The sequence below is a fragment of the Pseudomonas sp. NPDC089752 genome, from assembly GCF_044748725.1.
Taxonomy (GTDB): domain Bacteria; phylum Pseudomonadota; class Gammaproteobacteria; order Pseudomonadales; family Pseudomonadaceae; genus Aquipseudomonas.
Genome location: NZ_JBIVGP010000008.1, coordinates 271,319 through 298,299, shown reverse-complemented (window position 1 = coordinate 298,299; position 26,981 = coordinate 271,319). Strand labels below are relative to the sequence as shown.

Below are 26,981 nucleotides of genomic sequence, written 5' to 3'. Positions count from 1 at the left end.
TCAGCTCAGTCCGGTAGTTTCCACGCGATGACGCTGTCACCGATTTTGGTGCCCAACCGCTGGTGGCCACCCACTACAGCGACAACGTATTGCTTACCATCCTGGACGTAGGTCATTGGAGCGCCTTGCGCGCCTGCTGGAAGTCTCGCCTCCCAGAGCTTCTTGCCTGTTTCGCTATCGAATGCACGCATGAAGTAGTCCAGAGTGGCACCCACGAACGTCACACCACCGGCAGTGATCAATGGGCCGCCGTCAGACGGGGTACCCATATCCAGCTTGACCCGTGATGGAATTCCCAGCGGGCCGGTGTCGTATCCACTTCCCAATGGCCTTTGCCAGATGACATCCGTGGTACGCAGGTCAACACCACTGAGGTAGCCCCAAGGCGGGGCGATGCAAGGCACGCCTAGTACCGAAAGCCAGGGGGCTTTCTCAGCACCCATTGGAAGGCCGACCTGAGGCATCAAACCCTTCGAACCACCCCCTTGGTTAAGAGATTTCGAGCCCTTGGAATCGATCTCTTCGCGGCTGATGACGCGCTCAACGTAGGGCAGGTTGTTCGTGTTCATGGTCATGATGCCGCGATGGACATCGATGGCCACGCCGCCCCAGTTCAGGCCTCCATGGTTACCTGGATACGCGAGCGTGCCGGTGGTCATCGGTGGAGTGTACATACCGTCGTAGCGCAAGCTGCGGTATTGGATACGGCACATTGCCTGATCGAATGGGCTGATACCCCACGCGTCGCTCTCGGTCAGATCGCGTGCCTCCTTGCTTGGCGCACCCACAGTGTTGGGCATGCCGGTGGAGAAGGGCTGGGTAGCGGCAGTCCAGTTTCCTCCGTCGGCACCTTGAGGCACCGGTAGATGTTCGACAGGCATCAGGGGCTCGCCTGTTTCGCGGTCAAGTACAAAGATCTGACCGGACTTGGTCGCCTGTACGACAGCAGCGCGCATACCGGTCTTGGTTGGCCAGTCGACCAGGTTGGGCTGCGGCCCAATATCAAAATCCCACAGGTCATGATTGACGGTTCGGAAGTGCCATTTTTCGATACCGGTCTTGGCATCGATCGCGACAATGGCCGAGGTGTATTCCTCTTCTGCCTTGGTTCGGGTCGACCCGTAAAAGTCGCCCGAGGCATTACCGGTTCCGACATAGATCAAGCCAAGCTCGTCATCACCCGCAATCGGTGCCCAGACGTTAGGCGTGCCTGGCGTGTAGTGCTCATTCGGGCCAGGCTCGGTAGTCACTCCCGGATTACCCAGATCCCACGCCCAGGCAAATTTGCCTGTGACTGCATCGTAAGCACGTACGACGCCGGACGGGGCATAGCGATCCTGGCCATCACGCACCATGTGCCCAATGATCACGTTGCCTCGGATCACGATTGGCGCGGAGGTATTGCCCCAATAGCCCGGCGCGAAATTACCGATACCCTTTGAAAGGTCGATAAAGCCGTTCTCTGCAAAGCCTTTGCACGATTCACCGGTGTCGGCGTCAACCGCAGCCATACGGCCACCTGTCACACCCCAGATGATGCGTTTGCGGCAGTTTTGCACCGCAACGGTCTCGGGCACTTCGAAGTAGGCAACACCTCGGCAATAAGCGCCGGCAGTTTCCAGGGCCTTGGGATCTGCTTTTGGATCAAAACGCCATTTTTCCTTACCGGTGCCGGCGTCCAATGCAATCACTTGCTGCGATGGCGTGCAGACGTACACATTCGACCCGACTTTGAGTGGGGTATTCTCACTCAGGTAGGGAATCTTGGATCCTGGGGTTGGGAGGTCACCGGTGTGGTACTCCCAAGCTTTCTCCAACTGCCCCACGTTCTGCGCGGTGATTTGTTTCGCAGGGGAGAAGTGGTTGGACAGGTTGGAGCCGGCGTAGGCCGTCCAGTTGGTTTCGTCGTGGTTGCCAGCAACATTACCGTCAGGGGAGTCTACCTGTTGGCGGCTGAACGGCCCGGCAGGCCGTTTCTCCGCGAGCGCAGGCTCGGCTATTTTGACGTTCTGCGGAACCAGCAATGGAACCAGAATGGTGAGTAGGCCTGCTGCAGCGGGCACCGCCGTGGCCGCTACATAGGCGCGGCCACGGAAGCCAAGAAGTGTGCGACGCGCCGGGCGCACCGCTACCAACAACATGACTCCGAGCACAATGACCCAATCCAGTCGTGGAATCATCGCCCAACCGTTGTAGCCGACCTCCCACCATGACCATGCAAGCGTCAGCACGCTCAACGCGCCAATCGTGTAGGCCCCGGTTACGCGTAACTTGATGATCTGCACGCCTGCCAGGATGGTGGCCAATCCGGCGAGCAGGTAGTACCAAGATCCACCAACGATTGAGAGCCTGATGCCCAAGTAGGCTAATGCGAAGCCCACGATGACCATGAAAATGCCGTATCCGATGAATAGCGGCTTATCTATCGCCCGACTGGTAGCGGGCGCTGTGTCGCCTGTGCGGTTCACTGTGTACCGATCCCATTTATTCAGTGTTTAAAGATCCTGAATGATCCGGGATCGGGGGGAGGAGGAGGTTTAAAGTTTTTTAACTGGCTCGCTCCACTGGCGCTCGGTAGCGTCGGCGCTCTGAATGACGTGTTAAGGAGTTGAGCGTGAAAGCGACAGAAAAAAATCGATTTCTCATCGGTACGTTGCTGCTGGGGGCCTTGATGTCTCCAGTGGCTGCCTACGCCGCAGATGCCTCGAAGGCGAGCAAAACACTGCTGGCCGAAACCGACTATCCACCAGGCTACAAGACCACTGTGCTGCGAACCGAGATTCCGGCCAATGCCCAAGCGCCCTTGCATCAGCATGCTGGGATTGAGTCTGGCTACATTCTTGAGGGGGGTGGCACGCTGACAATTCAGGGTATGGCTGCTAAAGAAATGAAGCCCGGGATGACTACGATCGTGAGTCCCAATACCCCGCACTGGTTCAAAAATGGCCCGCACAAAACCGTCATCGTCTCGACCTACGTCGTTGAGAAAGACAAGCCGATGATGGAAGTACTCAAGCCCTGATTTGGGTTTGGTGAAACGCACTGGAGTTGGTGTGGCTCGCCCGATCGTCACCAAGGTGAGGGCCTGATCCAACTCTGCTGCGATGACCTTGCAAGCATGGCGAACACCTTTTGTCCCTCCTGCAAACATGCAAAGGTTCAGCGCGGCCTAGCTGAGTACCGTCAGCATTCAGTCTCAGCGTCCAGGCCATACCTGTCCTGACTCTAATGGCGCGCAACAATGGCGCGCAACGCATGCCTGGCTCATTCCAGTCCTTCCCACTTTCAACCGCAGCCGATTGCGCCTGGAGCTCCTGAGGCGGCTACTGGCTGATGCGATTGAGCGTAAACAGCAGCGAGGCGGGCGCTAGATTATTGATGCCTCTGCATGGACTTGCGACTCTGATGCGGGTCTGGGAGGAGCAGTGGAAAGTGCATGTGAAGGCCGCAAAAGTGCAATGGTTCAGTGTCGGGCCTCAGGGGATACTGGATCAGATAACTACAAAAATCAGAGGCTGGTATGAATAGCTCCACCCCATTTCATGCTCCCGTGATGTCAGCGCTTCAGGCGCAGTTGGGCGCAGGGCCTCAATGGAGCTTCGGTGCTGATACCCAGCGCATGGCGCTTGCGCAGTGGGACACCGAGGATGTGCAGTTCACGCATCCGGAGAGCTCCGCCTGTACGTTGATATTTCACCTGTCGGGCAGCACCCGCGTCAGCGGTTTCAAAGCAGGCCGCTGCGTAGGTCAAGGGGCCAGGCACGCCAGCATCACGCTCCTCGGCAATGAGAGCACCCGTTGGGAACTCGGTGGGCAATTGTCCTTTGTCCACCTGTACCTTTCTCAAGGTGCACTTGATGACTACGTGCAGCGTACCCAGGGTATTGCTCGAGCGCCCTGGCTAAAGCCTTGCTTCGCTAAGGATGATCCCTGGTTGAGTGCGCTGTTCATGATGATTGTTCAAGACCACATGTTGAATCGAACTGCCAATGAGTCGAGGTTGCTCAGTCATATGGGTGATCTCATTCTGGAGCATCTTCTTCAGTTCTACAGTCACCGGGTACTACCGAGTGAGCCTGCTCGGACATCCACTCGCCTGACTGCGCGTGTGCTAAGTCGGGTCGACGAGTTTCTACAGGCCAATCTGACCCAGAACGTTGTGCTTGCCGACCTCGCAGCGATAGCCTGCCTGTCGGAAGGGCACTTCATCAGAGCATTCAAGCGCAGCACTGGCATGACGCCCCACCAGATGCTGATTGCCAGGCGAGTGGAGAAAGCGAGCCAACTCCTGACCGACCGAAGCTTGACCCTGGCCCAGGTCGCCCATTCCACCGGCTTTGCAAGTGGCTCCCACCTGGGGGTTGCCTTCAGGCGGCGTCATGGGGTCACTCCAGGGCAATATCGCGCACTGAAGGGGAATCGATAACGTGATGGATGTGTGCCGTTTTTTTGATTCCTGACACAGCGCACCAATCATAACTCACTGAAATATATAGATAATTAACATTTCGCCCAGCGTGATCGGGATCATTCACAGTGACACCCTGCGCCTTTAGGCTATTGAAAAGCACTGCTCCCATGCCTGCTGGGTGTGCTTTCTGTTTTGCCTATAAGGACAAGAATATGCTGATTGACCAACTCGTTTCCCGCCCCGTCGCTCAGGTTGCCTCCCATGGCATTCCGGAAGCCCTGCACATTGATACGCACAATCGTCCATTCGCCAAGAACTTCGGGGCTCCAGGCGTGAGCCTGCAACTCCTGCACGCTGACATCGAAGGCAATACGTTCGCGGTGCGGCTCCGCTTGGCTCCCGGGGTTCAGCTCCCTCCGCATCACCATTCCGGCGTGGTATACGCCTACACATTAGCGGGGCGTTGGTACTACCAAGAGTACAAAGACAGCTCGCCCCACAACGTGGCGGGCTCCTATCTTTTTGAGCCACCTGGTTCGATCCACACCCTCACCATTCCGCACGACAATGAAGACGAAACAGATGTCATCTTCATCATCACCGGCGCCATGCTGATCTTGGACAGTGATCGTAGGGTCATCCAAGTATTGGACGCGGCGAGCCATATCAATGACTGGGCCGAGGCGCTTCGTGCTCAGGGTGACCCGGTTCCTCCCCTGATCGGTGGTGCCCGTACTGGCTTTATCAATACCTGACGGGCGATGTCGCCGAATCAGCTGGTGGTAAGCCGTTCCCGTCGTTAATGCAATCTTCGGTTGCACGTTTAAACGTTTTTAACTGTCGGGGCTAGGCGCCTAACAGCACACTGGGACACTGGAGTTGAGTCAGCCATCGTCTACATGTTTGCGGAGTGATCGCATGAAGTTAATGCTTTGTTCATTGGCACTGGCTACAAGCTGTGCCATCGCAGGTGTCACGCACGCGGCAGACCTGATCGGAAAAACCGCACCTGCATTCGGTTCGGGGCCTGTGAAGGTTGAGCGGATAGCATTTTTCCCTGAGCAACAGAACACAGGAGTGGCGGTTTCAAAAGCGGGTCGGATTTTTGTCAGTTTTCCCCGGATCAGCATGGATGTCGAAACGAGTCTTGCAGAACTGGTTGATGGCAAGCTGATCATGTACCCGAACAAGGCTTGGAATGGCTACCGCAACGCAAACTCGGAAACTTCGGGCAACGATGCGTCCCATCAGTTCGTCACCGCCCAGGCTATCGTGTTTGACCACGCAGACAACCTCTGGGTGGTAGATCCGGCAACCCCACATCGCAGCGGCCCTCTTAAAGGCGGTGCCAAGCTGGTTCGCATCAATCTGGTTAAAAACCAGGTCGACAAGGTGTTGCACTTCGATGAGCAGGCCGTACCAGAGGGGGCCTCATTGAATGATGTCCGGTTTAGTCCGGACGATCGCTATGCCTACCTGAGCGATGTGGCCAACCCTGGATACCCAGGAGCGATCGTGGTCATGGATCTGCAGACTGGCAAGTCGTGGCGTGCGCTCTCAGGTCACCCGTCAACCCAAACCGCAGCGGATCTTTACCTCATGGCTGACGGCAAAAAGCTGCTGACGCCCAAAGGAGAAGGGCTACAGCTCAACATAGACGGCATCGAAATATCCCCCGACGGCAAGACGTTCTATTGGCAAGCGTTGACCGGCGACACTGTTTACAGCGTGCCCACTGCTGACCTAAATGATCCCGAACGAGCGAAATCGGTTCAGCCCAAAGCTGTTGCCAAAACACACCCTGCGGACGGGTTGTGGATCGACGCAGCGGGGCAGTTCTTCGTGAGCAATCCCAGTGAAGATGCGGTGGAAATCGCGGATAAGGTGGGGGGGCCGTTGAGAACCCTCTTCAAGGACAAGCGGATGCGATGGCCGGACAGCTTTGCACAAGGCCCTGACGGGTCGTTGTATGTCAGCGCCAGTTTCATCGGTGACAGCCCATGGTTCAATCCAAAGGCAACTACCACTCCCAGTGCAATCTTCAAAATCACGCCTCAGTGATTGATCCCCAGCAGGGCCGCGTGCGGCCCTTTTTTGCACCGGACGCGTTAGCGGACTGCAGATTGCGAAACGACGTCACTCACAAGTGGGGCGTCAGTGAACGGCAGACATCTCGCCAGCAAGCCCCGCCGCGCTTGGCTCGGACTGCAAGGCGACGACTCCCTCGGAAACCAGTACGGGGCACTGCATCGAGATGCTATCCCGCCTGTCCAATGACTTTGCCGATCACCTTCGCCACAGCCTGGTGACGGTCAGCAGGGGATCCTGAGCGTGCCCCCTTAACCCAGACACCCCGGAGAAGGGCTCAGCGCACGAGCTGATACAAGAGACCCTTTGATTACATCCTGTGATTCACAAATGTATGGAATCCAGGGCCGATTATCTTTTCCGTCCAGGTAATTACAGTAGAGGTATCAAGGCCGAGGCCTGCACTTCGGCCTACCTCGCGCGATTGATCTGGGCTGCAACCGATGGGCTTATCGACTGGCTGGAGCCGACCAGCGCCACCCTGAGCAAGCTGCCTATCCTCGCGCTCTTGGATACTGATTACAGAGGACAAACCTATGAATGGCACTCTTCAACATTTGTTGGATCGTGAAGACATACGTGCGCTCAGAACGCTCTACGCCCATCACCTGGACAGTAACAACGTCCAAGCGCTTGACCAGGTCTTTTCACCGGATGCGGTGGTGGAAGTCACCGTCGGGAAAATGGAAGGCATCGCGGCAATCCGAGACGGGTTGAACGCTGCATTCAGCCTATTCGATCGTGACCAACGGGGAAGCTACCCGTTCATGCATGCGATCACCAACCACTGGATCCAGATTACCGGCCCTGACACGGCTGTGGGGCGCTGCTATCTCACAGGGTTTGAAACGGCATCTAAAGATGATCCACATCCATTGTTCCTGCTCGGGGTCTACGCCGATGAGTACTCACGTATCGATGGTGAATGGCGGATCCATCGCTCCGTGCTAGAGGTGGTATGGCCTAACCAGAGCGCAGGTGGTAACGGCGCCGCTCAGGCAGCAGGAGCGTGATCATGACGACTGCGCTGAAACTAAGCATCCTGGACTATTCACCCATCGATGAGGGGTTAGTCGCTGCCGACGCACTGGCCGCGAGTGTGCGCCTCGCACAGCGTGCCGAGGAGAGTGGCTTCACCAGATTTTGGGTGTCCGAGCACCACGGGATCCGTGCGCTGGCGAGCAACTCTCCGGAAATACTGATGTCTCGAATCGCTTCGGCTACGAACTCAATCAGAGTGGGTTCCGGCGGAGTGCTTTTGCCAAACTACAGCAGCTTGAAGATCGCTGAGAATTACCAACTACTGGAAGCGCTTTTCCCTGGTCGCATCGACCTGGGCTTCGGGAGGGCACCTGGGGCTGATCAGCGCACGAGCATGGCGTTGAACGATGAGAAGGGCGATCGCATTCCATATGGACGGAAAGTTGAGGATCTCCTCGGCTTCCTGACCGGAAAACACGGGCCAAACTCACCCTATACCGGCATGCGCGCGCATCCAGAAACCCACGGCATGCCACAGCCATTTGTGCTGGGTGCATCAGGCGCCACTGCTGAAGCCGCAGCTCAGGCTGGCCTTGGGTTCACGTTTGCCCATTTCATTAACCCGCGCGGAGATGGACGTCTCGCGGCAAGCGCCTACAGACGCGCCTTCATTCCCACTGACTTTTCTGCGTCGCCCACAGTGGTCGTTGCGGTCTTTGTGGCTTTAGGGGAAACAGACGAGGAGGCGCGGGATTACGCATCTGCATTTCATCTCTGGCTTGCCTATGCCGAGAGCGCCAGTCCGCTTGACCGAGTACCATCGCTCGCTAACGCGCGTGATCACCGATGGACGTCAGAAGAGCTGGCCACACGTGAGCGAAACCAGGGTAGGCTCATCTCAGGAACAGCCCATGATGTGGTGGCTCAGCTCAACGCGCTTGCTGACCTGTATGGGACTGACGAAGTCATGGTCAACATCATGATGCCCGGTGAGGCTGCACGTCTAAAAGCGCTCGAAGGTTTGATCGTTGAAATGGCCAAGTCAATCTAGAAGACTGGGTGAGACGTCTGCATGTACCCGGCGAATCTGTAACGCCACTAGGAGCTCTGAGGCTCTCTAGTGGCACCATCTTTCGTCGATGGGTCTCCCTTCGAGTAATCCCTAGAAGACATGCAGATAACGTATTTTAAATTGGTAGTCGAGCTTGAAACCTGACTCTGTCTCAATGTCTTTGGTGGTTGAAAAAAGCAACTGATCCTTGGGGGTGACGAATGCACTCGCTTGAGCATAAACAGACGTGGTTTTCTGGCGATCGTCAGCTTCAACCCCGTCTAATTTGTTCTCACCGCCAAAGACTTGTTGGACACCGAAGCCCATGAGTGTGTTGCGATTGTCGTTGAACTGGTAAGTGATTGCAGCTCGGATATCGTAGAGCGGCTTCTGAGTGAGCTTGAGTCTGTTAGGGCCATAGTCTTGGTTGGAGCCGAACACTGTTGCGTCAGCAATCAATTCCACATTGAAGTTTTCCCCGAGACCTTTTTGATATCCTAGCTGGAGGGCAGCTTTCCAGCGATTTTCGCCTGGATTTAAAGCCTTGTCAGATTTGTACTCCCCTGTAGGTATGTACAGAAATGGTGAAACGCTGAAGTAGTGTCGAGACGCGCGGTCTGCTAGCGGCCAAAACGGTAGCACAATGAAGACGTCCCCTACGCCGGATGCTTTGTTCAGTGTGTTAACCCCTTTTGGCTCGTAGTTTACATATGGGATTGCGATCTGGGGATTGGCTATCCATGACCCCCAATACATGGGGTGCGTGTAGCGCAACAAGCCAAAATCCACATCCAGTTGTGCCTGCTTGTCAGTGACATGCCCGTCCTCATAAATTTTGCTGTTCTTGGTATGCACGCCATACAGAGCTAATAGATCATGACCAGGCATCGGCGCAACCCAGTCACCAATGTCTGCGCCTATTGCATGGGCGAAGTTGGAGTGCATGCTAAACACTAGGAAAGCGGGCCCAAGAATGATTGGCTTGACGTAGCGAAGTGTGAATGTATTCATTGAATTGTATCCATCGGCAATATTGTGACCCGACCTTGGGGCTATTATTTTAAAATTGCTGGATATCGCTGACTGCTACTACTAGCTTTCGGGAAGTTCCGTCGAAAAAGTAAATTTCTCCGAAGGGTCAGCTATCTGAGATGCAAAGTACGGTAGCAAGCCAGTTAACTCGTGACAGTTGATGTACTCAGTCAAAAGCTCGTTGCTTTTCAAAATGTGCACTTCAACCCATGGGTGAAGTTGCGGTACGTATTCAGGTTCGACGTAGAGATCTGTAAATTCTTTTCGGACACAGAGGTGAGAGGCTTGTGTGCGTGCAGCTTGCTCAATGTGACCGAGAGAAAGCAGTAAACCGAACTGCGATTGACGATCCAACGGAGTGCCGGCCATCACATCCTGCTCCCGGCAGAACCGAATGCTCATGCAGCCGGTCTGCACAGGGTTGCTGGATAGGAAGTCAATCCAGGTCTGGACAGGGGCAACCATTTTGTCGTGCCAAACCGCGCGCTCCTTCTCCCCGCACTTCTCCCAATATTGGGCCTCGCGAATGAAACACATATAGTCTGGGCCTTTGACCTTCAGGCGTAAACCTCGAGAGTTAGCTGGTTGAGGCGCAGGGAGGGCTGGTAGTGGGCTTTTTAGTTGGTCGGTTGCTGATGCATTTATTCGGTGACGATAACTTCCCCAGTAGCCAAAACGGTCGCTTGGAATCAAGGGCAGTATAGCTGCGCTTCCTGACTTTTCGTCCTTGCCAGCCCCGTAACTGAAGTGATCCTGTGACGGGCTCATGACTTCTCGCCAGTAACCAATTTTAGAGTGCCCCGACACCGATCGATTAGCCCACCACGATTTGACAGTCGGGCTTTCAACCCAAAGGTCATAAGAATCACGCCCGAGCCAATACCCCAGGATTACTTGATTATGGAACCCCTGTTTATCGATATGATGTGCTCGCTCGATTGACATGGCACCATGGGGGAGCTGCAAAAGCTCAATGAGCTCAGAGAGATAGGTGGGAACCTCGGTCAGATTTTCATCAGTATGCTGAATGCCGAACATTCCAAAGACAAGATGATCTACGTCATCTGGGAATGAGACGATACGGCCAGGGTAAGTCTTCGGCAGCTCATCGGATTCTTTGGGCGGATTGTTTTCAGCTAAGTTGCTGAACGGGCATTTGCTCTCAGTCATCTAATTAGTTCCTGTTTTGAGAAGGCAGGGAGGTATCCCATACTGCTATTATTATTCGTTGAACTTTCCTCAGGGGACTAATCTGAAGCTTAACCCTTTAGATGGGAGATGACTGTTCTGTGACAGACAGGTGGTCATGCCTTGACTGGACACACTTGTTGCGGTTTCTAATAGGTAATTTGCGCAATCTAAATACGATGAGTTGGAGTCGTTTGGGTGAGAATGTATGCCGCAGTCAGGATGTGGTGAAGGTGGGGTTTGTCAAAGGAAGGGAGGGCAATCCGAAGACGTTCAGAAGTGTTAAGGAGCACGATTGCCTCATGCTCCTCAACCAGGATCTCAGGCGATCACAGGCCTTCTACGATGCCAATCGGTGGACTGTTGATATTGATGGCCTATCTGGAGCAACTGATCCTCACTGAAGTGCGGGCCCACGAGCTGGTACACCAATGGCAAGCCATTCTGGTCGACACCGCAGGGCAGGGTCAATGAAGGGCTTCCAGACATGTTGAAGGGGCAGGTGAACGTGTGGAGGGCTGCGATGAGCTCCAGATCGACGTTCTTCATACGCTCCAGATCAGGCACGGCGAACGGGAGCACCGGCATGGCGATAGCGTGAATGCCCTGGAATACTGCCTCCAGTCGCCCTGTGAAGTCGGCGCGCCGCAGCAATACCTCCTGATAGGCCATGCCGGACATGTTCTGGCCAATATTGATCAGGTGCGCAAGGCTTGCGCCGTATTCCTGCTTGCGTTGTGGATAATGTTCTCGATGTGCATAGGCTGTCTGTACAGCACAGACTTGTACCCAGTCATCGATCATGGCTTGTACATCCGGCATGCTGATCTCGACGACGTCAGCACCCAGCGTGCAAAGGATCTGCAGTGCTTTGCGCAGGCTGGCTTGAACCTCCAGGTTGGCCAGGCCAGCGATCCATTTCCAATCCACACCAATGCGCACCCCATTGATTGGGGCCTGCATGGCAGTTAGGTAATCAGGAACAGGCTTGCAGGAGGAGGTGGGATCAAGCACATCTCGGCCAGCGATGGTTCCCAAGATGGCGCCGGCATCCGCCACACTTTTGGCGAGTACCCCGACGTGATCGAGTGAGGCCGCGAGTTCGAACGCGCCATGCCGAGATACGCGCCCCCAGGTTGGCTTGAGCCCTGTGACGCCATTGGCTGCCGAGGGTAACCGGATCGAACCGCCGGTCTCGGAACCAAGGGCCGCGAAACACATGCCGGAGGCAACGGCCACGCCGCTACCGCTTGAGGAAGCGCCCGACCAGTGCTGAGCACTCCAAGGGTTGACTGGTGCGCGGAACGGCGGGGTGTGATCGGCATAGACGCCTTCAGTCAGTACGAGCTTCCCAAGAATCGGAGTACCGCCATCGCGCAGTCGTTTGACGGGTGTCGCATCGACATCGGATCGATTGTCCAGATGAATCGGCATGCCCGCCGTTGTGGGGGCTTCGCGCGTCATGAACATGTCCTTGACGCTAAGTGGAACGCCGTGAAGTGGGCCGTGGACGATGCCTTGGGCCAGGTCGGCATCAGCTTGGGAGGCGCACGCTAGCGCAGACTCTGTCATGAAGCAGATGTAGCTGTGAAGATGTGGGTTGAGTGTGTCAACGCGGTGAAGCATCAGTTGAGTGATGTCAACGCTTGAGAGCTCGCCGTCGCGAATCAGTTTGGCAATTTCGAGAGCTTCGAGCTCGTAGAGGGGGGTGTCAGGCAGTGACGGCATTGGTAAGTGCTCTACAGTAGGAAGGCTTTAACCCAAGGCCTGGCTTAGCCAGGCCTGAGCCTAATCTTGCTGTTACTGTAGAGGGGTTGAGGCCAGGGCAATGTACCCAGGCTGCCAGTTTGCCTTTTCTGATGTGGACAATTGAGCGCTCTAGCTCGCTTTACGCACGAGGGCGCTTGGCGGTACACCGTATTGCTTTTTGAACGCCCGGCTGAAGTGGGAAAAATTGCTGAAGCCGTTGCTTACCGCGACCTCGGCCACCAGCCGTGCCCGACCTTCTGTGAGCGCGTCATAGCTGTTGGCGAGTCTCTGCTGCCACAACCACTGCATGGCCGTGGTGCCTTCGGCGGCGAACAATCGACTGAGAGTTCTAGACGATGCGCCCAAGACCGAGGCGATGCTGTCCATGTCCATGTCGGGGTTGTCGATGTTGGCCAGCATGAATTTCTTCGTTTTAGCCAACAGGTCACTGTGGCGGCTCCCCAAGCCCTTTGCATCAGCGAATTCGCATTCCATTGCTGCCGCAAGGATGTCGATGAATGACGAGCTGACCTTGGCGGCGGCGTTTGAAAACTCAGGCAGCTCGAGATTCACTGCATTCAGGATCATGGAGGAGAGCAAGCTTCCCATGGCGCCTTGTGCGTTGAACTTCATGGCTGTCATTCGTTCTGCTTCAGGCAGCCGGCAGAGCAGCTGCTTTCGCGGAATATTGAGCACTACAATTTTGTAGTCATCTTGAAAGTCGTAATCGAAGCCTCGGGCCGTGTCATACAGCACCATGTCTCCCGCGCACTGCACAACCTTCCGGCCGTCCTGCTCCAGATTGGCGCGACCGCTCTGCAGAAACGAGAACAGATAGCTGTCCGAAGGCGCACTGGCCATATTTCGTGCGTTGCGCTTGTAGCCTAAGCCCGAACTCGCAATCTCACTGACTCGGATGCAGCCAACCTGATGGATGGAAAGCTCGGCATCGAAATGTGTTGGGTTCAGGGCTTGGCTATCTGCCACGCAGTGCAACGAGGAGATCACCTCGCTCCAGTAGTCGAACCGCTCCCTCGGTGCGACAGGCTGGGTGCTGTAATGGTTGATCATGGCTTACTCCAAAAGACGCTCACTTCCATCACAACAGCAATTTTTAGGCCATCAATTCAATAATCTATGACCGATGAAGGCTGATACCCGTCCCAGACGCCAAGGAATGGGCAACGTCTTCAGCAATGACAAGGCTTTCAAGGTGAGCTCAGTGCGTCTGTTACGGTATCTACCGAAGCGCTCCGTGCACTTTTCCGGGAGTCTCGAGGCAACGCTGCACCATTTTGGGGTTGAAGAGGTGATGAGCGCGAGGCGCAGTGAGTCACGCCAAAGATTGTGATGATCGGTAACTGCTTGGAATAGCCAAGTGTTCCCGTGCTTAGCATGGATATTGGAAAAAACGTAACGCGTCAAAATCCAGCCTTTTCAACCAGCCCTTTCTGTCTTCCTGGGGCTAATGACTTTGGCCGGATAAGCAAGGTGGTTGGTGGTTGACCGCTTTAAAATATTGCCCCCTTCATTCTCAGAGCACCTTGTCGTGACATCGTCCGGTTCGTTATTGAAGGCGCGCGTTTTAGTATCACTTGCGATACTCAGTGCGCTGGTAGGCAGCACCGCACCTTCGCCGTTGTATGCGGTTTATCAAATCTCTCTGCAGTTCACCTCCACCACCTTGACAGCATTGTTTGCGATCTACGCCATCGGCGTACTGCTTTCCCTGGCGCTTCTGGGCAAGCTTTCAGACCGACTTGCCGATCGACGCATCGTGATAGTGCCTGCGTTGGTGATCGTTGCATTGGGGTCGATCGTATTCGCGCTTTCCAGCACCTTGGATGGATTGTTCCTGGGCCGCTTCCTAGCCGGCGTTGGAACAGGCGCATTGACCGGCAGTGCAAACGCCTCGCTGGTCGGCTTCGATGCGCGTGACAACCGATCGTTGGCTCCCGTTTTTGCGACCGTCTCGTTCACGCTTGGCGCCGCACTGGGGCCTGTATTGAGTTCCGTGGCGTTGGCCTTTGACTTCTATCCTTTGGTCACACCCTTTGCCTGGAACGCATTGCTCGCGATTGGTACCGGTGTTGGATTGTGTCTGATTCCTTGGAGTGCACCGAAGAAAGTGTCCCGCCTCCCCGGAGTGGCCAAGCGCGGACTTTCATCTCAAATGGCGGGCTCATGGAAGCCGTTTTCCAGGATCAGCTGCCTGCTCGTGGTGGCTTGGTCTGTGGGTTCTGTCTTCGTCGCGCTTGGGCCTTCTATGGTGCTGAGCACGCTCACAACCATATCCCACTCCAGTCACGCCAGAGCTGGGTTGCTCGTCACGGTGTTCCAAGCAGTGGCGGGATTGACCCAGTATTTTGCACGTAAGGAAGTGCCTGAGCGCGTCATGCGGTGGGGTGGACTGCTGCTGGTGGCCTCATGGGCAGGGTGTCTTTACGCGCTGTACGAACAACAGCCCATTACATTTCTGATCTGCACGATCATTTCCGGCGTGGGCTATGGGGCCTGCTTCGTCGGATCCATGGGTGTGTTCACGACCTTGGCGCCAACCGAACACCGCGCCACCCTCGGCTCCTTGTTCTATCTGGCAGGCTATCTGGGGAGTGGCGCGTGCATCATCTTGATGGGAGCTGCGGTCGATGCGTTCGGTATCGTGAATGCTTCTGCCTGCATGCTCGCCGTGATTACGGCCATGCTTGGGCTCTTGTTGGTGCCGCTGAGAAGAGCCCCTAGTGGAGTGTAAATCCGGCTCCAGATCGGTTTTGGGTGGCTGAAATTGTCAATTCATTTTGACGCTCAGGGGCGCGTCATCAGTTTGTAGTGTTCGTACAGTGGAGACAGATCAGGCACACGGTGTGTGCTTGCCACTCCTGGAGACACTGTATGAAATTGGCAAAAAGAAGCTGGTCATTACCACTGAGTGGTATCGCTGCAGCCTTGCTCCTGGCAGCGGTTCAACCAGCCATGGCTAACGATGTAGCAGTGATGGGGGCGGGTGCCGATATCACCCCCATGTGCGGTACCAAGCCCATGACCGTAGCGTTGACCGATGGTCATGGTGGCGATACCTGGCGCAAGATCGTTTTGGCGGAAGTGAAGGATGAGCTGAGCAAGTGCGCAAACGTAAAGCGCTTCATTTACGCCAACGCCAACGGGAATCAGCAGAAGTCCAATAGCGACATTAACTCGCTGGTCTCTCAAGGCGTCAACGTAATGGTGTCGTTCACCGACTTTGGTGACGCCATGCTTCCCGCGTTGCGTTCGGCTACCAAAGCGGGCGTAACCGTGGTGCCTTATTTTTCCAAGATTGCTGGCACGCCAGGGCGTGACTACACAGCGCTGGTCTACCAGGATCAGGAGCGTGTCGGCGGCATGTGGGCAGACTGGATCGGCAGCACCCTGAAGACAGGTAATGTCCTCCTGTTGGGCGGCGTACCCGGGGCCAGCTCCTCGATGCGCTTCATGGACGGTTTCAGGGCGGGCGTGAAGAAGTACCCGGGCCTGAAGTTGCTCGACGAAAACTACATCGTGACCAACTGGACACCCGTTGACGCCCAGAAAGCTGTCGCTGGCCTGATCGCCAAATACCCGAAAATCGATGCAATTGCCTCCGATTACGGTGCTACCACCCTTGCTGCCGTAAAGGCATTCCAACAAGCAGGCCTGCCGGTTCCGGCTCAGGCCACTCTCGCCAGCAGCAATGAGCTCAACTGCCGCTACATCGATGATGTCGCCGCAGGCAAAAGCTGGCCCTACTTTGCCCTCGACGGTACGACCACCTTGGCACGCTTTGCCGTTCGCAGGGCGGTGGCTGACTTCCAGGGAACAGCCAATCCAGAGTCCCTGGGGGTGATTCCATTCCCGAGCGCGGATTCTGCAAAAGGGCTTCAGCCTAAATGCGATCGAGCAGCGCCCCCGGATGCCGATTTGAGCTCAATTCTGCCACCTGAAAAGCTCAACGAGCTCTTCTGATTTGGCGTCAATCGTACGAAGGGGAGATGCCCAATGAACTCGGTTTGGAAGAATGCAACGCTCAGCTCTCTGGTGGTCTCGGTACTGTCGTCCACCCCTGTGTTTGCTGTTGAAGAAACGGTATTGGGGAAGGGCGCTGACATAAAGCTCATGTGCGGTGACAAGCCAATGGTGATTGCTGTCGCGGATGGTGTTGGCGGCAACACTGATCGGAAAGTGAAGCTTGCTGAAATCAAGCATGAGCTCCAGGGCTGTTCCAACGTTACGCGCTTCATCTACACGAACGCTAACGGTGACTTGCAGAAAGCCAATGCAGACATCAACGGCCTGGTCTCGCAGGGGGCCAACATCATCGTCATGTTCCCTGACTTCGGTACCGCTCAGATTCCTGCCATGCGCAAAGCCGTCAAAGCCGGAGTCACTGTCGTGCCCTATCTGGCGAAGATCGACGGGACGATGGGTAAAGACTTCACCGCAAACGTCTACCAGGATACCGCCAAGGTTGGTGAGCGCTGGGCGGACTGGTATGGCGCGCACCTCAAGCGCGGCAACGTCATCTTCCTTGGTGGGACGCCTGGCGCGCAGTCCTCCCAGTTGTTCCTGGAAGGCTTCAAGGCCGGGCTGAAGAAGTATCCGGATCTGCACTTGCTGAGCAACGACTTCGTCGTCACCAACTGGGATCCTGCAGCCGCTCAGAAGGCGGTAGCAGGCCTCATCGCCAAGTACCCGGACATCGACGGCATCGCCACGGACTACGGCGTCACTGCTCTGGCAGCGGTCAAGTCCTTCGAGCAAGCCGGCAAGCCCATTCCGGCGATGGCGACGATGGCCAGCAATAACGAGCTGAGCTGCAAGTACCTGAACAGCCGATCTTCTCCGCACGCATTTGCTTACCTGACGCTTGATGGAACCAGCTCCACCGGACGTTTCGCCATGCGCAGGGCGGTGGCTGATTTCCAGGGAACAGACAATGGCGAAGGAACGGCGCTGATGCCGTTCACTTACGCAGACAGCTTCGCGTCGATCGACCCACAGTGCGATCCGTCGGCGCCACCAGATACAGACCTTTCCAGTTTGCTGCCAAAAGAACAACTCGAAAAATTATTTTGATCGCAGGTGAGGGGTGGTTATGAGTCCCGAACAAAAAAAGCTCCTGGTTGTCGACCGGGTAACCAAGGTGTTTCCTGGCGTGAAAGCGCTGGATGAGGTGACGTTTACTGTCCTTGCAGGTGAAGTGCACGGCCTGGTGGGGGAAAATGGGGCCGGCAAGTCAACCTTGATGGCAGTGGCTTCCGGGGCGCTGATCCCAGAGTCCGGTAGTGTTTTGATCGATGGCTCCAAAGCGCTTGGAGATCCCGAGTTCGCCCGTGAAATGGGGCTTGCGATCGTACGTCAGGAGCCGGCGCTCATGCCGGATCTTTCGGTCGCAGAGAATCTGTACATGGCAATGCCCCCAAGCGCCAGGCCTTCACCCGTCCAGCTTCGGGAATGGGCTTTGAAATGCCTGAAGTTGTGGAGTTTAGGCGTCGCAATCGATCCAGCGACGCGTGTCGCCAGTCTCAACTCCGAGCAAAAATTCATTGTTGAAATCGTCAAGGCGCTTGCGGCCAAGCCGAAGGTTCTGGTGCTCGATGAGCCCACAGAGCACTTGGGAAAAGATGACGTACAGCGTTTGTTCACCCATATCCAGAGACTGGTGTCGGGCGGAGCTGCGGTTGTCTATATCTCCCACCGCATCCGCGAAGTCCAACAGATTTCTGACCGCCTGACCGTACTGCGAGACGGCCAGGATCAAGGCACCCATGATGCGAAGATGCTTTCCGAACAGAACATTGTCGAGCTGATTGTCGGCGGCGAACTGAACCGGGAGTTCCCCTCCAAAGGTGCGCAAGCCCAAGCAGAGAAGCCGTCGCTGCAGGTAACCGGCTACAGCGGTAAGGGCTTCAGCAACCTCAACCTGACCGTCAAACGGGGTGAGATCGTTGGACTTGCCGGCATCGACGGCAATGGTCAGCGCGAGTTCATCAGAGCACTCGCCGGGATCAACCGTTCCAAGGGCCAGGTGGTGGTGGATGGCCGGCCTGTGAAAACCTCCAGCTCAGCGGTCGCAAGCGCGGGTGGCATTCGCTACGTACCGGGTGATCGACATCGCGAGGGCATATTCGCAGAGCTGAATATCCGCGAGAATTTCTCGCTGCGCAGCCTTCGCCTTTCCAGTGTGCTGGGTTTCATCTCGCCTGGCCTTGAAGAAAAGCGATCGATCGCGGCTGTCAACGAGTTTGCGGTTAAGACGCCGTCCCTGGATACCCCGATCCGCCAGCTCTCCGGTGGCAACCAGCAAAAAGTCGTTCTATCGAGCGTGCTCGCAAGCAAACCTTCGGTGCTGATCGTCGATGAACCGACACAGGGTGTCGATATCGGCGCACGCATGGAGATCTACCAGACCCTGCGCGCAGTCGCCGACAGTGGGGTAGGCATTATCCTGGTCTCATCCGACGCCTCGGAAGTGGCGGGGCTGTGTGACCGCGTGATGATTTTCTCTCGAGGAGAGATCGTCAAGGAGCTCGTTCAAGAGCAGGTGGTTGAGCAGAACATTACCGCCGCTGTGCTCACTGCGACTAACCACCGTTCGCACGCCAGGCAGGGGATCTCTGCGTTCTGGAAGTGGGCAGCGGGCGACTGGGCACCGCTGGCCATTCTGGTCGCCGTTATCTTCGTCTTGGGTGTGTTCGCCGCCAGTGCCAACGAGTTTTACCTGAGCGAACGCAACATTTCAGGGATGCTTGCTCTCGTCGCAACGCTAGCGCTTGTGGCGTTCGGCCAACAGATACTGATGCTTGTCGGAGGCATCGACTTATCAGTGGGGCCGCTGATGGGCTTTGCGCTGGTCATCCAATCGTTCTACCAGATTGAAGGCGGCACGGGTGGTGGAGACATGATGGGATGGGCGCTCATGTTCGGTGCCGCAGCCGCTGTGGGCGTTATCAACTGGATTCTGGTTGATCCCATGAAGATGCACCCCATGGTCGCGACCTTCGTGACCTTCATGGGACTGCAGGCTTGTTCGCTAATGCTTAGGCCGGTTCCAGGTGGGCTCATTTCTGAACAGGTCATGGACACCATCAACCTCCAGTACGGGTACCTGCCGCTTGCGATCCTCGTGGCAATCGCAGTCGCTTTCGCCCTGGAGTTCGCATTGTTCCGAAGCCGCTGGGGCATTGCGTTCCGAGGCTACGGCTCTAAGCCCGAAGCTGCACGTGTCTCGGGCCTGCGCCCGCGCCTGATTCTGCTGGGCGCCTATGTGGGTTGTTCCTTGATGGCTGCTGTGGCGGCGATCCCGATGATGGCGCAGGTTGGATCGGGGGATCCTTCAGCCGGTACCAGCTACACGCTCACGAGCATTGCAGCGGTGGTCATCGGTGGCGCCAGCCTGTTTGGTGGGCGCGGCTCGTTCGTGGGGGCGCTACTGGGTGCGCTTTTGATCACACAGGTGAACGTTGTAACCACCTTCCTCGATCTGAATGACGCCTGGCAGTCCTACCTACTGGGCGCAATGATCCTGATCTCGGTTGCCCTTTATTCCAAGAGTCGACAAATGGCGGTGGCGGTATGAGCGCGATCAATCTCCAGCAAAACGACACTCCACGAAACCGCAAAACAGTGAAGCTGGCAGCTACCAAGCGCCGCCTGTTCCAGTTTGATGAATTCTCTTGGGTCTGGTTTGGCACCGCAGCGCTGTTCGTGATCAGCGCCATTGTCGCACCAGGTACAGTCACCCAAGGATCGCTGCTGGCGATGCTGCCTTTCGCAGGCATGCTGGCGATAGTGGCGACAGGTCAAACCGTCGTGATTCAGCAGCGCGGCCTGGATATGTCTGCAATAGGCATGGTCGGCTTGGCGGGCGTGCTGGCTGCGCTGCTGGGCAACATGCTGGGCTCTCAGATCCTGGCAGCGCTCATCACGCTTCTGTCAGCGGTTGCGGTCGGAATCGTGAACGGTGTCTTGACCTCCAGGTTGTCCATCAGTCCGCTGGTAGCGACATTGGCGGTGAATGCCTTGCTGATTGGTGCCATCCGCTCACTGACGGGTAACGCACCGGTTTCAACCGCGCAATCCCTGCAGGACTTTTCGCACTCCAAGTTCTTGGGGCTACCGTTTAGCGTGGTATTTGCCTTCCTGTTTGTTGTCGTTGTCTGGGTTATCACTCGCAAGACTGCGATTGGCCGTCGATTTGTGGCGGTCGGCATCAACCCTGAGGCCGCCCTGGCAGCCGGGATCCGTGTCAACGCGTACCAGATCGGGGCCTATGTGGTATCCGCCGTTTGCTTTGCGGTTGCCGGAATCTTGCTCGCCGGGTTCATTGGTAGCGCATCTCACACTGCAGGTAATGACTACCTGCTTCCTGCAATTGCCGCAGTGGTAGTAGGGGGTACGCCTTTCACCGGTGGCAAGGGGAGTGTCGTCGCAAGCGCCGTCGCCGCTTTGTTCATGGCGCAGTTGGGACAAATGGTGCTTGCGATGGGCGCCAGTTCGGCTGTTCAGTTGATTGTTCAAGCGATGGCCATTTTGGCGGCTGTAGCTGTGCGCAATGTACCTGGGCTCCTGAAGAGAAGTTGACTGAATCTAAATTCAGCTAACGAGGTGGTACGCAGTACCAAAGACTTTTCCGTGTAACTAACGCTTGCGTCTAGTAGAGCAAGTGGCGGGTTTCGTCTGTCCAACAAATGTGCATAAGAGAAAAACAATGAAATACAAACTTGCGATGGTAGGTGGGGCGGCAGTTGCGATAGCAACTTTGGGTGCAGGCAATACTTGGGCCCAGGAAAGTTCCAGCTCCAGCCCGGCGCCTAGTGCCACCATGAGTTCCACATCGGAGTCCAGCGATAACCCTTCGCCCACGGCGGCATACACAGGGGAAGGCGGAAGTCAGTGGATGCTTGGCGACTGGGGTGGCCTTAGGACAGAACTTGAACGTAAAGGTTATTCGTTCAGCATGACCTACCGAAATGACTCGGCTTACAATGCCAAGGGCGGTTACAATCATGATCGTAAATGGGAGTATGCTGATCAATTCGCCTTTACGATGACAACCGATCTTGAAAAAGTTATGGGCCTGAAAGACAGCACCTTAGTTGTCACGCTCACCGACCGGAACGGTAAAGACCTTTCTGCAACTCGTTTGATCGACCCACGCCAGGGCCAGTTGGGGTCGGCACAGAACGTCTTTGGTCGAGGGAATGTAACGCGGCTGACCCAGTTCCTGTTCCGACAGAAGCTTGATGATGGGAAGTTTGAATACACCTTGGGCCGGTTCGGGCCGGATGCATTCGGACAGTTTACATGCGACTTCCAGAACCTCGATTTCTGCGGTAACTCGGGAGGCAACTGGCACGGTGATGACTGGTACAACTTCCCGATCGGTCAGTGGGCTGCGTCGGCGAAATACCAGTTCCAGCCTGAGTGGGCATTCCAAATCGGGATCTTTGAGCAAAACCCGACGCTGTTGGAGAACCGGAACGCCTTCAAAGTCAGTACGAGTGGTGGCGACGGCGTTCTGATCCCCGCAGAGATTATCTGGTCGCCCAAGCAAGCGCTTTTCGGACTGCCTGCCGAGTACCGGATCGGTGGATTCTTCAACACAGCGGATGCTACCGACGTCTACGAAGGCGCAGATGGACAACCTCAACCGCTGACGCCCAGCGGTGAGTTCAAGGAGCATTCGAACCGAAAGGGCTGGTGGTATGTGGCTCGCCAGACAGTAGGGTTGATCAACAACGATCCGCTGCGCAACATCGAAGTCTTCAGCCAGGGCTTCTGGAACGATCGTGACACTGGCTATGTCGCTCGCCACTACACCCTGGGTGTCACGATCAATGGGCCCTTCGATGCGCGCCCACAGGATGCAATCGGCATTGCCGTAGGCGGCCTGAGCGTTGCGGACGATGTGAGCAAGCGTCAGCGCTTGATCAATGAGATCAACAACGTCTCTGATTACGACAATCCGCGTTATCTGCCTGTACAGGGCGACGAGTACAGTGCAGAAATCTACTACGGATTCAAGATGACGAACTGGCTGACCCTTCGCCCGAACGTGCAGTACATCAAGCACCCAGGTGGTGTAAATCAGGTGGATAGCGCGTTGCTCGCTGGCCTGATGATTCGCGCGTCGTTCTGATCCCTTCCAGGTGAGCTTCAATCGAGTGCTCACCGCTCTCAAACCAAGCCGGCACGGTTAAACCGCGCTGTCGGCTTGGTTCAACTCAGCTTGTCCCTTTGAGTCAAGAGCTCTGGCATGACAGGCGCTACTATCCTTGAAAGGGAGCGCACTGACGCAGTTGACGCTTTACGATGCACATTCATGGAAATGCACTATGAGCAACTCAACAACGAAGCCACCCTCATCTCCTGCACTGCGCGTCAAGGCCCTCGAAACGCTTCTGGTTGAAAAGCAGCTCGTTGATCCCAAGGCCGTGGACGAGCTGGTCGACATCGTCGAAAACCGTATCGGCCCGAGGAATGGGGCAAGAGTCGTGGCTCGCGCTTGGGTGGACGAAGACTACAAAAGGCGTCTGCTCCACAACGCAACCAGTGCGATTGCCGAACTGGGGTATAGCGGAGGGCAGGGCGAGCATATGGTTGTGCTGGAAAACACGCCCAGCGTGCACAACGTCACCGTGTGCACGCTGTGTTCCTGCTATCCCTGGCCAACCTTAGGCTTGCCACCCACCTGGTATAAATCTGCAGCCTACCGTAGCCGAGTTGTGCTCGAACCACGTGAGGTGCTTAAAGAGTTCGAGCTTGTCTTACCGTCTTCGACGGAGGTGAGGGTCTGGGATTCCAACGCAGAGATTCGGTACCTGGTGCTCCCCATGCGGCCTGAGGGGACTGAAGGTTTTTCGGAGGAGCAACTCGCTGATTTGGTTTCCCGGGACTCCATGATCGGCGTTGGCCTGGCACTGTCCAGCCCGACTCAGAGTGAGTAAGGACTTACCATGAGTTACGTGGCAGATCTTGGGGGGCTGCGCGGCCATGGGCCGATCAACCCTGAGGACAATGAGCCCATCTTCCATGAAGAGTGGGAGCGTAAAGTCTGTACGCTGAACATGGCAATTTGGTTCGGCGGGGCCTGGAATGCCGATGAGACGCGGCATTCGATGGAGACGATGAACCCTGGGCACTACCTGACGAGCAGCTATTACGAGCACTGGCTCCATTTCATGGAGGATCTGCTCGTGAAAAAGGGCGTGGTCACGCCAGAGGAGCTTGCTGCAGGCCACCTGATATCGTCAGGCATCGGCAGCTCTATCATCTCAAAGGTCGCAGCCGAGCAATGTTGGCCTGGATTCCAAGCGGGAGGCTCGACAGCGTTACCACTGGAGGCACCTCGAAGATTCAGTGAGGGTGAGTTGGTTCGCTGCATAAACGCAAATCCCATCGGTCACACCCGGCTCCCACGCTATGCGCGGGGCAAGCGAGGCGTGGTCATCAGCTACCGTGGAAGCTTCGACTTTGCAGATACCCGTGCCCACGGGGTTCTAGGTCAGGCTCAGCACCTGTATGCGGTGCGTTTCGAAGGGGGTGAACTGTGGGGCGTCGACGCCGGCAGGAAGGATGCCGTCTTCCTCGATCTGTTTGAGAGCTATCTGGAGCCTGCTCAATGAATGAGACTTTACAAGCTGCTTATGAAATGTCGTCGCCGTGCATGTCCGATGGTGTACTTTCGGACAAGCTCAAAGCCAGTTTTGATGCCCCGTGGCAAGCGGAAGCTTTCGCCGTCACCGTCAGTTTGGTGAAAAGTGGTCAGCTTGACTGGAAAGCGTGGGTGAAAGTCTTCAGCGAACACATCGCTGCAGAACCTCAGCAGCCGGATGAGTCAGTCAACGATGCCTATTATCGCCAGTGGCTCAGCGCTTTGGAGTCAGTGGTGGTGTCGTTGGATCTGGCCAAACTCAGTGAGATCGAGGATACCCAAGAGCATTGGCGGCGCTCCTACCTCAATACCGTGCATGGTCAACCCGTCATATTTTCACGTAGTCATGCTCCTCTCAGTCATGGGCATCATCACGACCACGACCACGACCACGACCACGACCACGATCATGGGCATGGGCATGGGCACACTCATGTGGTTGCCAGGCCAATCTCGGTGTCACGACCCACCTGAGCCAAAGGCAGCCAGTCTTACTCAGGCCAGCTGCCTTATCAGCGATTAAGCTGCCGGATCAAAGCGAGGGTAGTCGGTGTAGCCCTCCACCCCACCACCGTAGAACGTATTGCGGTCACCTGCGGCCAGGGGCCAATCGTTGCGCATGCGCTCCACCAGATCAGGGTTCGAAATGAACGGACGTCCGAATGCAATCAGATCTCCAAGCCCCTCCGCCAACGCTTTTTCAGCGGTAATCTGATCGAACGAGCACGCCAGGATCAGGGTGCCCTTGTAGGCTGCACGAAACTCCTTGAGGAATTCCTGAGTGATGCCCATGTCGCTGATGTGCACATAGGCGATGTCGCGTTTGGTCAGCTCAGCGGCAAGCTTCAACCAGGTTTCCTTCTCACCTGGGAACGTATGCATGTCGAACAGTCGCCCTTGCGGGGAAATCCGAACGCCGACTTTGTCTTTACCGATCCTGTCGACCATTGCGTCGATGGTTTCCAGCAGGAAGCGCAGTCGGTTCTCGATGGAGCCTCCAAATACATCGGCCCGTTGGTTCAGGCCACCATTGATGAACTGTTCGAAAAGATAACCGTTGGCGGCGTGGATTTCGACGCCATCAAAACCTGCATCCATGGCGTTCTGGGCGGCGGCGACATAGTCATTGGTGATCCTGTGTATTTCCGCAATGGTCAGGGCACGAGGTTGACTGGAAGGTACCTGGCCAGGGACGCCATTTACATCGTAGGTAAATGAGTAAGTGGCTTGAGCTTTGATTGGAACGGAAGAAACTGGTGCAAGGTTGTCGGGTTGCAAGGAGGTATGGGATACCCGACCTACGTGCCACATCTGAATGAAAATACGTCCGCCAGCCTCATGGACAGCGCGCGTGGTCTTCTTCCAGCCTTCGACCTGCTCTTGGGTATGGATGCCGGGCGTGAAGAGGTATCCACGACCTTCCTCTGAAATCTGGGAGCCTTCCGAAACAATCAGACCGGCACCGGCGCGTTGGGCGTAGTACTCAGCGGTAAGGTCATCAGCGACCATGTCTAGCGCGCGGGAGCGGGTCATAGGGGCCATGACGAAACGGTTAGGTAACTCGAGGCCTGCCAGATCGTAGTTCTCGAACAACTTGGACATCATCTACACCTTTTACTGAATGCTTGATCATCAGGTGGTGCGCTAACTCAGGCGCGATGCCTGAGCAGGGTCAGCCGCACGGCGTGCGGCTTTGATCGCCATGAAAGGCACTCACCATACCGTACATACTGTAATTGATGCCGGGCAGTTGATTAAGGTGGTATATTTCTTTTCTCTAAGTCCTGCAGGGAATCAATCGTGCATGAGTGAAGATATTTTTGCTGGCGTCAGAGATTTTGTAAAAGTCGCCCAAGAGGGCAGCTTCACAGCTGCTGCGCTGTCACTTGGTGTCACTGGATCGGCGCTTAGTAAAAGCGTAATGAGGCTAGAGTCTCGACTGGGTACGAAGCTGCTGCACCGTACAACCAGACGGGTCAGCCTGACCAACGATGGTGAGGCCTACTTGGAAAGCTGCATGCAGGCCATGGCTGTTCTAGAGGAAACTGAAAATTGCATGAGTACGGGGCACCAGACGCCTGTCGGCCGGCTTAGGATCGATCTACCTGCGGCTTTCGGTCGGCGTCACGTTTTGCCCGAACTGCTCAAGCTGACCGCCCGGCACAGTCGTCTCGACCTGACAGTCACATTCAGCGAGCGCACCATCGACTTGATAAATGATGGGGTCGACATGGTTGTCCGTATTGGTGAACTCCAGGATAACGCCGATTTGGTTGCCCGGCGGCTAGGAGAGCAACGCCTTGTCATCTGCGCCTCTCCGGAGTATCTGGCGGAGCGTGGGGTACCGCAAACAAAAGAGGAACTGGCGAGTCACAGCTGCGTCATTGGCTGGCGTCGCGGACAGCGCCATACCTGGATTCTCAGGGACAAGAACGGGGCAACCGAGAGCTTTGACATCCCCGTACGCCACGAAATGGGGGATGGTGACGCGATGCTGGCGGCGACTCTCGCCGGCTGTGGTTTAGCACAACTCCCGACCTGGCTAGTGAAAGATCATCTGGCTAACGGGGAACTCATCACTGTCCTGGGTGACCTGTCAGGCGGGGAGATGCCGATTCACGTGGTGTGGGTTCGAAGCAACTACTTCCAGCCACGCCTCAGGGTGGTGGTGGATGAATTGCTTCGTATCGCTCAACTGCCGGACAGTGGATTCCATGTGCCCGTTTAAACATAAACCCCCGTACTAAGTACGGGGGACGTTTGGAGCGCGACGATCAACGACTGCCGTTTGCTGCGCAAAAAGTCGTGGT

22 protein-coding genes are annotated in these 26,981 nt (G+C 56.1%); 16 read left to right on the top strand and 6 right to left on the bottom strand.

Annotation, left to right across the window (positions count from 1 at the left end; all coding sequences use genetic code 11):
• Nucleotides 1-5: 5 nt before the first annotated feature.
• Entirely contained in the window at nt 6-2,390 is a 2,385-nt protein-coding gene (locus tag ACIPZF_RS16080) for a membrane-bound PQQ-dependent dehydrogenase, glucose/quinate/shikimate family (protein ID WP_400801118.1), read from the bottom strand.
• Between the two features lie 224 nt (nt 2,391-2,614).
• Between ACIPZF_RS16080 and ACIPZF_RS16075 the strand changes: the two genes are divergently transcribed.
• The 6 genes from ACIPZF_RS16075 (at nt 2,615) to ACIPZF_RS16050 (ending at nt 8,531) form a co-directional block, all read left to right on the top strand.
• The gene (locus tag ACIPZF_RS16075) at nt 2,615-3,022 is read left to right on the top strand and encodes a cupin domain-containing protein (RefSeq protein ID WP_400801116.1); all 408 of its coding nucleotides are present in this window, start codon (nt 2,615-2,617) and stop codon (nt 3,020-3,022) included.
• Between the two features lie 498 nt (nt 3,023-3,520).
• Complete coding sequence (locus tag ACIPZF_RS16070) at nt 3,521-4,426, top strand: helix-turn-helix domain-containing protein (RefSeq protein WP_400801114.1); 906 nt, start codon at nt 3,521-3,523, stop codon at nt 4,424-4,426.
• Nucleotides 4,427-4,623: 197 nt separating this feature from the next.
• Nucleotides 4,624-5,166, top strand: coding sequence for a 2,4'-dihydroxyacetophenone dioxygenase family protein (locus tag ACIPZF_RS16065; protein ID WP_400801112.1), 543 nt, complete (start codon nt 4,624-4,626; stop codon nt 5,164-5,166).
• Between the two features lie 163 nt (nt 5,167-5,329).
• Complete coding sequence (locus tag ACIPZF_RS16060; protein WP_400801110.1) at nt 5,330-6,472, top strand: L-dopachrome tautomerase-related protein; 1,143 nt, start codon at nt 5,330-5,332, stop codon at nt 6,470-6,472.
• 563 nt (nt 6,473-7,035) lie between these two features.
• Complete coding sequence (locus ACIPZF_RS16055) at nt 7,036-7,512, top strand: nuclear transport factor 2 family protein (protein WP_400801108.1); 477 nt, start codon at nt 7,036-7,038, stop codon at nt 7,510-7,512.
• Between the two features lie 2 nt (nt 7,513-7,514).
• A complete protein-coding gene (locus ACIPZF_RS16050) occupies nt 7,515-8,531 on the top strand; it encodes an LLM class flavin-dependent oxidoreductase (RefSeq protein WP_400801106.1) in 1,017 nt (338 codons plus the stop codon).
• A 111-nt stretch (nt 8,532-8,642) separates the two neighbouring features.
• Here ACIPZF_RS16050 and ACIPZF_RS16045 read toward each other — a convergent pair whose 3' ends face one another.
• The 4 genes from ACIPZF_RS16045 to ACIPZF_RS16030 all read right to left on the bottom strand — a co-directional run bounded on the left by ACIPZF_RS16045 (nt 8,643) and on the right by ACIPZF_RS16030 (nt 13,571).
• A complete protein-coding gene (locus tag ACIPZF_RS16045; RefSeq protein WP_400801104.1) occupies nt 8,643-9,542 on the bottom strand; it encodes a transporter in 900 nt (299 codons plus the stop codon).
• An 81-nt stretch (nt 9,543-9,623) separates the two neighbouring features.
• On the bottom strand, nt 9,624-10,733 hold the full coding sequence (locus ACIPZF_RS16040; protein ID WP_400801103.1) for a phenylacetaldoxime dehydratase family protein: 1,110 nt from the start codon (nt 10,731-10,733) through the stop codon (nt 9,624-9,626).
• A 339-nt stretch (nt 10,734-11,072) separates the two neighbouring features.
• A complete protein-coding gene (locus tag ACIPZF_RS16035) occupies nt 11,073-12,479 on the bottom strand; it encodes an amidase (RefSeq protein WP_400801101.1) in 1,407 nt (468 codons plus the stop codon).
• A 150-nt stretch (nt 12,480-12,629) separates the two neighbouring features.
• A complete protein-coding gene (locus ACIPZF_RS16030) occupies nt 12,630-13,571 on the bottom strand; it encodes a helix-turn-helix domain-containing protein (RefSeq protein ID WP_400801099.1) in 942 nt (313 codons plus the stop codon).
• Nucleotides 13,572-13,998: 427 nt separating this feature from the next.
• Between ACIPZF_RS16030 and ACIPZF_RS16025 the strand changes: the two genes are divergently transcribed.
• The 9 genes from ACIPZF_RS16025 to ACIPZF_RS15985 all read left to right on the top strand — a co-directional run bounded on the left by ACIPZF_RS16025 (nt 13,999) and on the right by ACIPZF_RS15985 (nt 24,645).
• Nucleotides 13,999-15,252, top strand: coding sequence for an MFS transporter (locus tag ACIPZF_RS16025; protein WP_400801097.1), 1,254 nt, complete (start codon nt 13,999-14,001; stop codon nt 15,250-15,252).
• A 140-nt stretch (nt 15,253-15,392) separates the two neighbouring features.
• Nucleotides 15,393-16,481 (top strand): substrate-binding domain-containing protein, encoded by a 1,089-nt coding sequence (locus tag ACIPZF_RS16020; protein ID WP_400801095.1) that lies wholly within the window; start codon nt 15,393-15,395, stop codon nt 16,479-16,481.
• A gap of 33 nt (nt 16,482-16,514) precedes the next feature.
• Nucleotides 16,515-17,591: a substrate-binding domain-containing protein gene (locus tag ACIPZF_RS16015; RefSeq protein ID WP_400801094.1), complete on the top strand. Its 1,077-nt coding sequence runs from the start codon at nt 16,515-16,517 to the stop codon at nt 17,589-17,591.
• 19 nt (nt 17,592-17,610) lie between these two features.
• Nucleotides 17,611-20,094 (top strand): ATP-binding cassette domain-containing protein, encoded by a 2,484-nt coding sequence (locus tag ACIPZF_RS16010; protein ID WP_400801092.1) that lies wholly within the window; start codon nt 17,611-17,613, stop codon nt 20,092-20,094.
• The gene (locus ACIPZF_RS16005) at nt 20,091-21,098 is read left to right on the top strand and encodes an ABC transporter permease (protein ID WP_400801090.1); all 1,008 of its coding nucleotides are present in this window, start codon (nt 20,091-20,093) and stop codon (nt 21,096-21,098) included. Before ACIPZF_RS16010 ends, ACIPZF_RS16005 begins: the two co-directional genes overlap by 4 nt.
• A gap of 127 nt (nt 21,099-21,225) precedes the next feature.
• Nucleotides 21,226-22,656, top strand: a complete 1,431-nt coding sequence (locus tag ACIPZF_RS16000) for a carbohydrate porin (protein ID WP_400801088.1) — start codon at nt 21,226-21,228, stop codon at nt 22,654-22,656.
• Nucleotides 22,657-22,852: 196 nt separating this feature from the next.
• Nucleotides 22,853-23,464: a nitrile hydratase subunit alpha gene (nthA, locus tag ACIPZF_RS15995; RefSeq protein WP_400801086.1), complete on the top strand. Its 612-nt coding sequence runs from the start codon at nt 22,853-22,855 to the stop codon at nt 23,462-23,464.
• 9 nt (nt 23,465-23,473) lie between these two features.
• Nucleotides 23,474-24,142: a nitrile hydratase subunit beta gene (nthB, locus tag ACIPZF_RS15990; RefSeq protein ID WP_400801084.1), complete on the top strand. Its 669-nt coding sequence runs from the start codon at nt 23,474-23,476 to the stop codon at nt 24,140-24,142.
• Nucleotides 24,139-24,645 carry a nitrile hydratase accessory protein gene (locus ACIPZF_RS15985; RefSeq protein WP_400801082.1) on the top strand — a complete coding sequence of 169 codons (507 nt, stop codon included), beginning with the start codon at nt 24,139-24,141 and terminating at the stop codon, nt 24,643-24,645. The genes nthB and ACIPZF_RS15985 overlap by 4 nt, the downstream gene beginning before the upstream one ends.
• Before the next feature lie 45 nt (nt 24,646-24,690).
• Here the strand turns inward: ACIPZF_RS15985 and ACIPZF_RS15980 are convergent, their stop codons facing one another.
• On the bottom strand, nt 24,691-25,773 hold the full coding sequence (locus ACIPZF_RS15980) for an alkene reductase (protein WP_400801081.1): 1,083 nt from the start codon (nt 25,771-25,773) through the stop codon (nt 24,691-24,693).
• Nucleotides 25,774-25,975: 202 nt separating this feature from the next.
• Between ACIPZF_RS15980 and ACIPZF_RS15975 the strand changes: the two genes are divergently transcribed.
• The gene (locus ACIPZF_RS15975; protein ID WP_400801079.1) at nt 25,976-26,899 is read left to right on the top strand and encodes a LysR family transcriptional regulator; all 924 of its coding nucleotides are present in this window, start codon (nt 25,976-25,978) and stop codon (nt 26,897-26,899) included.
• The last annotated feature ends 82 nt before the right edge of the window (nt 26,900-26,981 follow it).

What these genes read in the sequence shown, in the direction of transcription:
- ACIPZF_RS16060 (WP_400801110.1), top strand. Translation starts at nt 5,330, where the DNA reads ATGAAGTTAATGCTTTGTTCATTGGCACTGGCTACAAGCTGTGCCATC.
- ACIPZF_RS16010 (WP_400801092.1), top strand. Translation starts at nt 17,611, where the DNA reads ATGAGTCCCGAACAAAAAAAGCTCCTGGTTGTCGACCGGGTAACCAAG.
- ACIPZF_RS16080 (WP_400801118.1), bottom strand. Translation starts at nt 2,390, where the DNA reads ATGGTCATCGTGGGCTTCGCATTAGCCTACTTGGGCATCAGGCTCTCA.
- ACIPZF_RS16045 (WP_400801104.1), bottom strand. Translation starts at nt 9,542, where the DNA reads ATGAATACATTCACACTTCGCTACGTCAAGCCAATCATTCTTGGGCCC.
- ACIPZF_RS16055 (WP_400801108.1), top strand. Translation starts at nt 7,036, where the DNA reads ATGAATGGCACTCTTCAACATTTGTTGGATCGTGAAGACATACGTGCG.
- ACIPZF_RS16005 (WP_400801090.1), top strand. Translation starts at nt 20,091, where the DNA reads ATGAGCGCGATCAATCTCCAGCAAAACGACACTCCACGAAACCGCAAA.
- ACIPZF_RS16040 (WP_400801103.1), bottom strand. Translation starts at nt 10,733, where the DNA reads ATGACTGAGAGCAAATGCCCGTTCAGCAACTTAGCTGAAAACAATCCG.
- ACIPZF_RS16065 (WP_400801112.1), top strand. Translation starts at nt 4,624, where the DNA reads ATGCTGATTGACCAACTCGTTTCCCGCCCCGTCGCTCAGGTTGCCTCC.
- ACIPZF_RS16015 (WP_400801094.1), top strand. Translation starts at nt 16,515, where the DNA reads ATGAACTCGGTTTGGAAGAATGCAACGCTCAGCTCTCTGGTGGTCTCG.
- ACIPZF_RS16030 (WP_400801099.1), bottom strand. Translation starts at nt 13,571, where the DNA reads ATGATCAACCATTACAGCACCCAGCCTGTCGCACCGAGGGAGCGGTTC.
- ACIPZF_RS16070 (WP_400801114.1), top strand. Translation starts at nt 3,521, where the DNA reads ATGAATAGCTCCACCCCATTTCATGCTCCCGTGATGTCAGCGCTTCAG.
- nthA (WP_400801086.1), top strand. Translation starts at nt 22,853, where the DNA reads ATGAGCAACTCAACAACGAAGCCACCCTCATCTCCTGCACTGCGCGTC.
- ACIPZF_RS16020 (WP_400801095.1), top strand. Translation starts at nt 15,393, where the DNA reads ATGAAATTGGCAAAAAGAAGCTGGTCATTACCACTGAGTGGTATCGCT.
- ACIPZF_RS15975 (WP_400801079.1), top strand. Translation starts at nt 25,976, where the DNA reads ATGAGTGAAGATATTTTTGCTGGCGTCAGAGATTTTGTAAAAGTCGCC.
- ACIPZF_RS16000 (WP_400801088.1), top strand. Translation starts at nt 21,226, where the DNA reads ATGAAATACAAACTTGCGATGGTAGGTGGGGCGGCAGTTGCGATAGCA.
- ACIPZF_RS16035 (WP_400801101.1), bottom strand. Translation starts at nt 12,479, where the DNA reads ATGCCGTCACTGCCTGACACCCCCCTCTACGAGCTCGAAGCTCTCGAA.
- nthB (WP_400801084.1), top strand. Translation starts at nt 23,474, where the DNA reads ATGAGTTACGTGGCAGATCTTGGGGGGCTGCGCGGCCATGGGCCGATC.
- ACIPZF_RS16050 (WP_400801106.1), top strand. Translation starts at nt 7,515, where the DNA reads ATGACGACTGCGCTGAAACTAAGCATCCTGGACTATTCACCCATCGAT.
- ACIPZF_RS15980 (WP_400801081.1), bottom strand. Translation starts at nt 25,773, where the DNA reads ATGTCCAAGTTGTTCGAGAACTACGATCTGGCAGGCCTCGAGTTACCT.
- ACIPZF_RS15985 (WP_400801082.1), top strand. Translation starts at nt 24,139, where the DNA reads ATGAATGAGACTTTACAAGCTGCTTATGAAATGTCGTCGCCGTGCATG.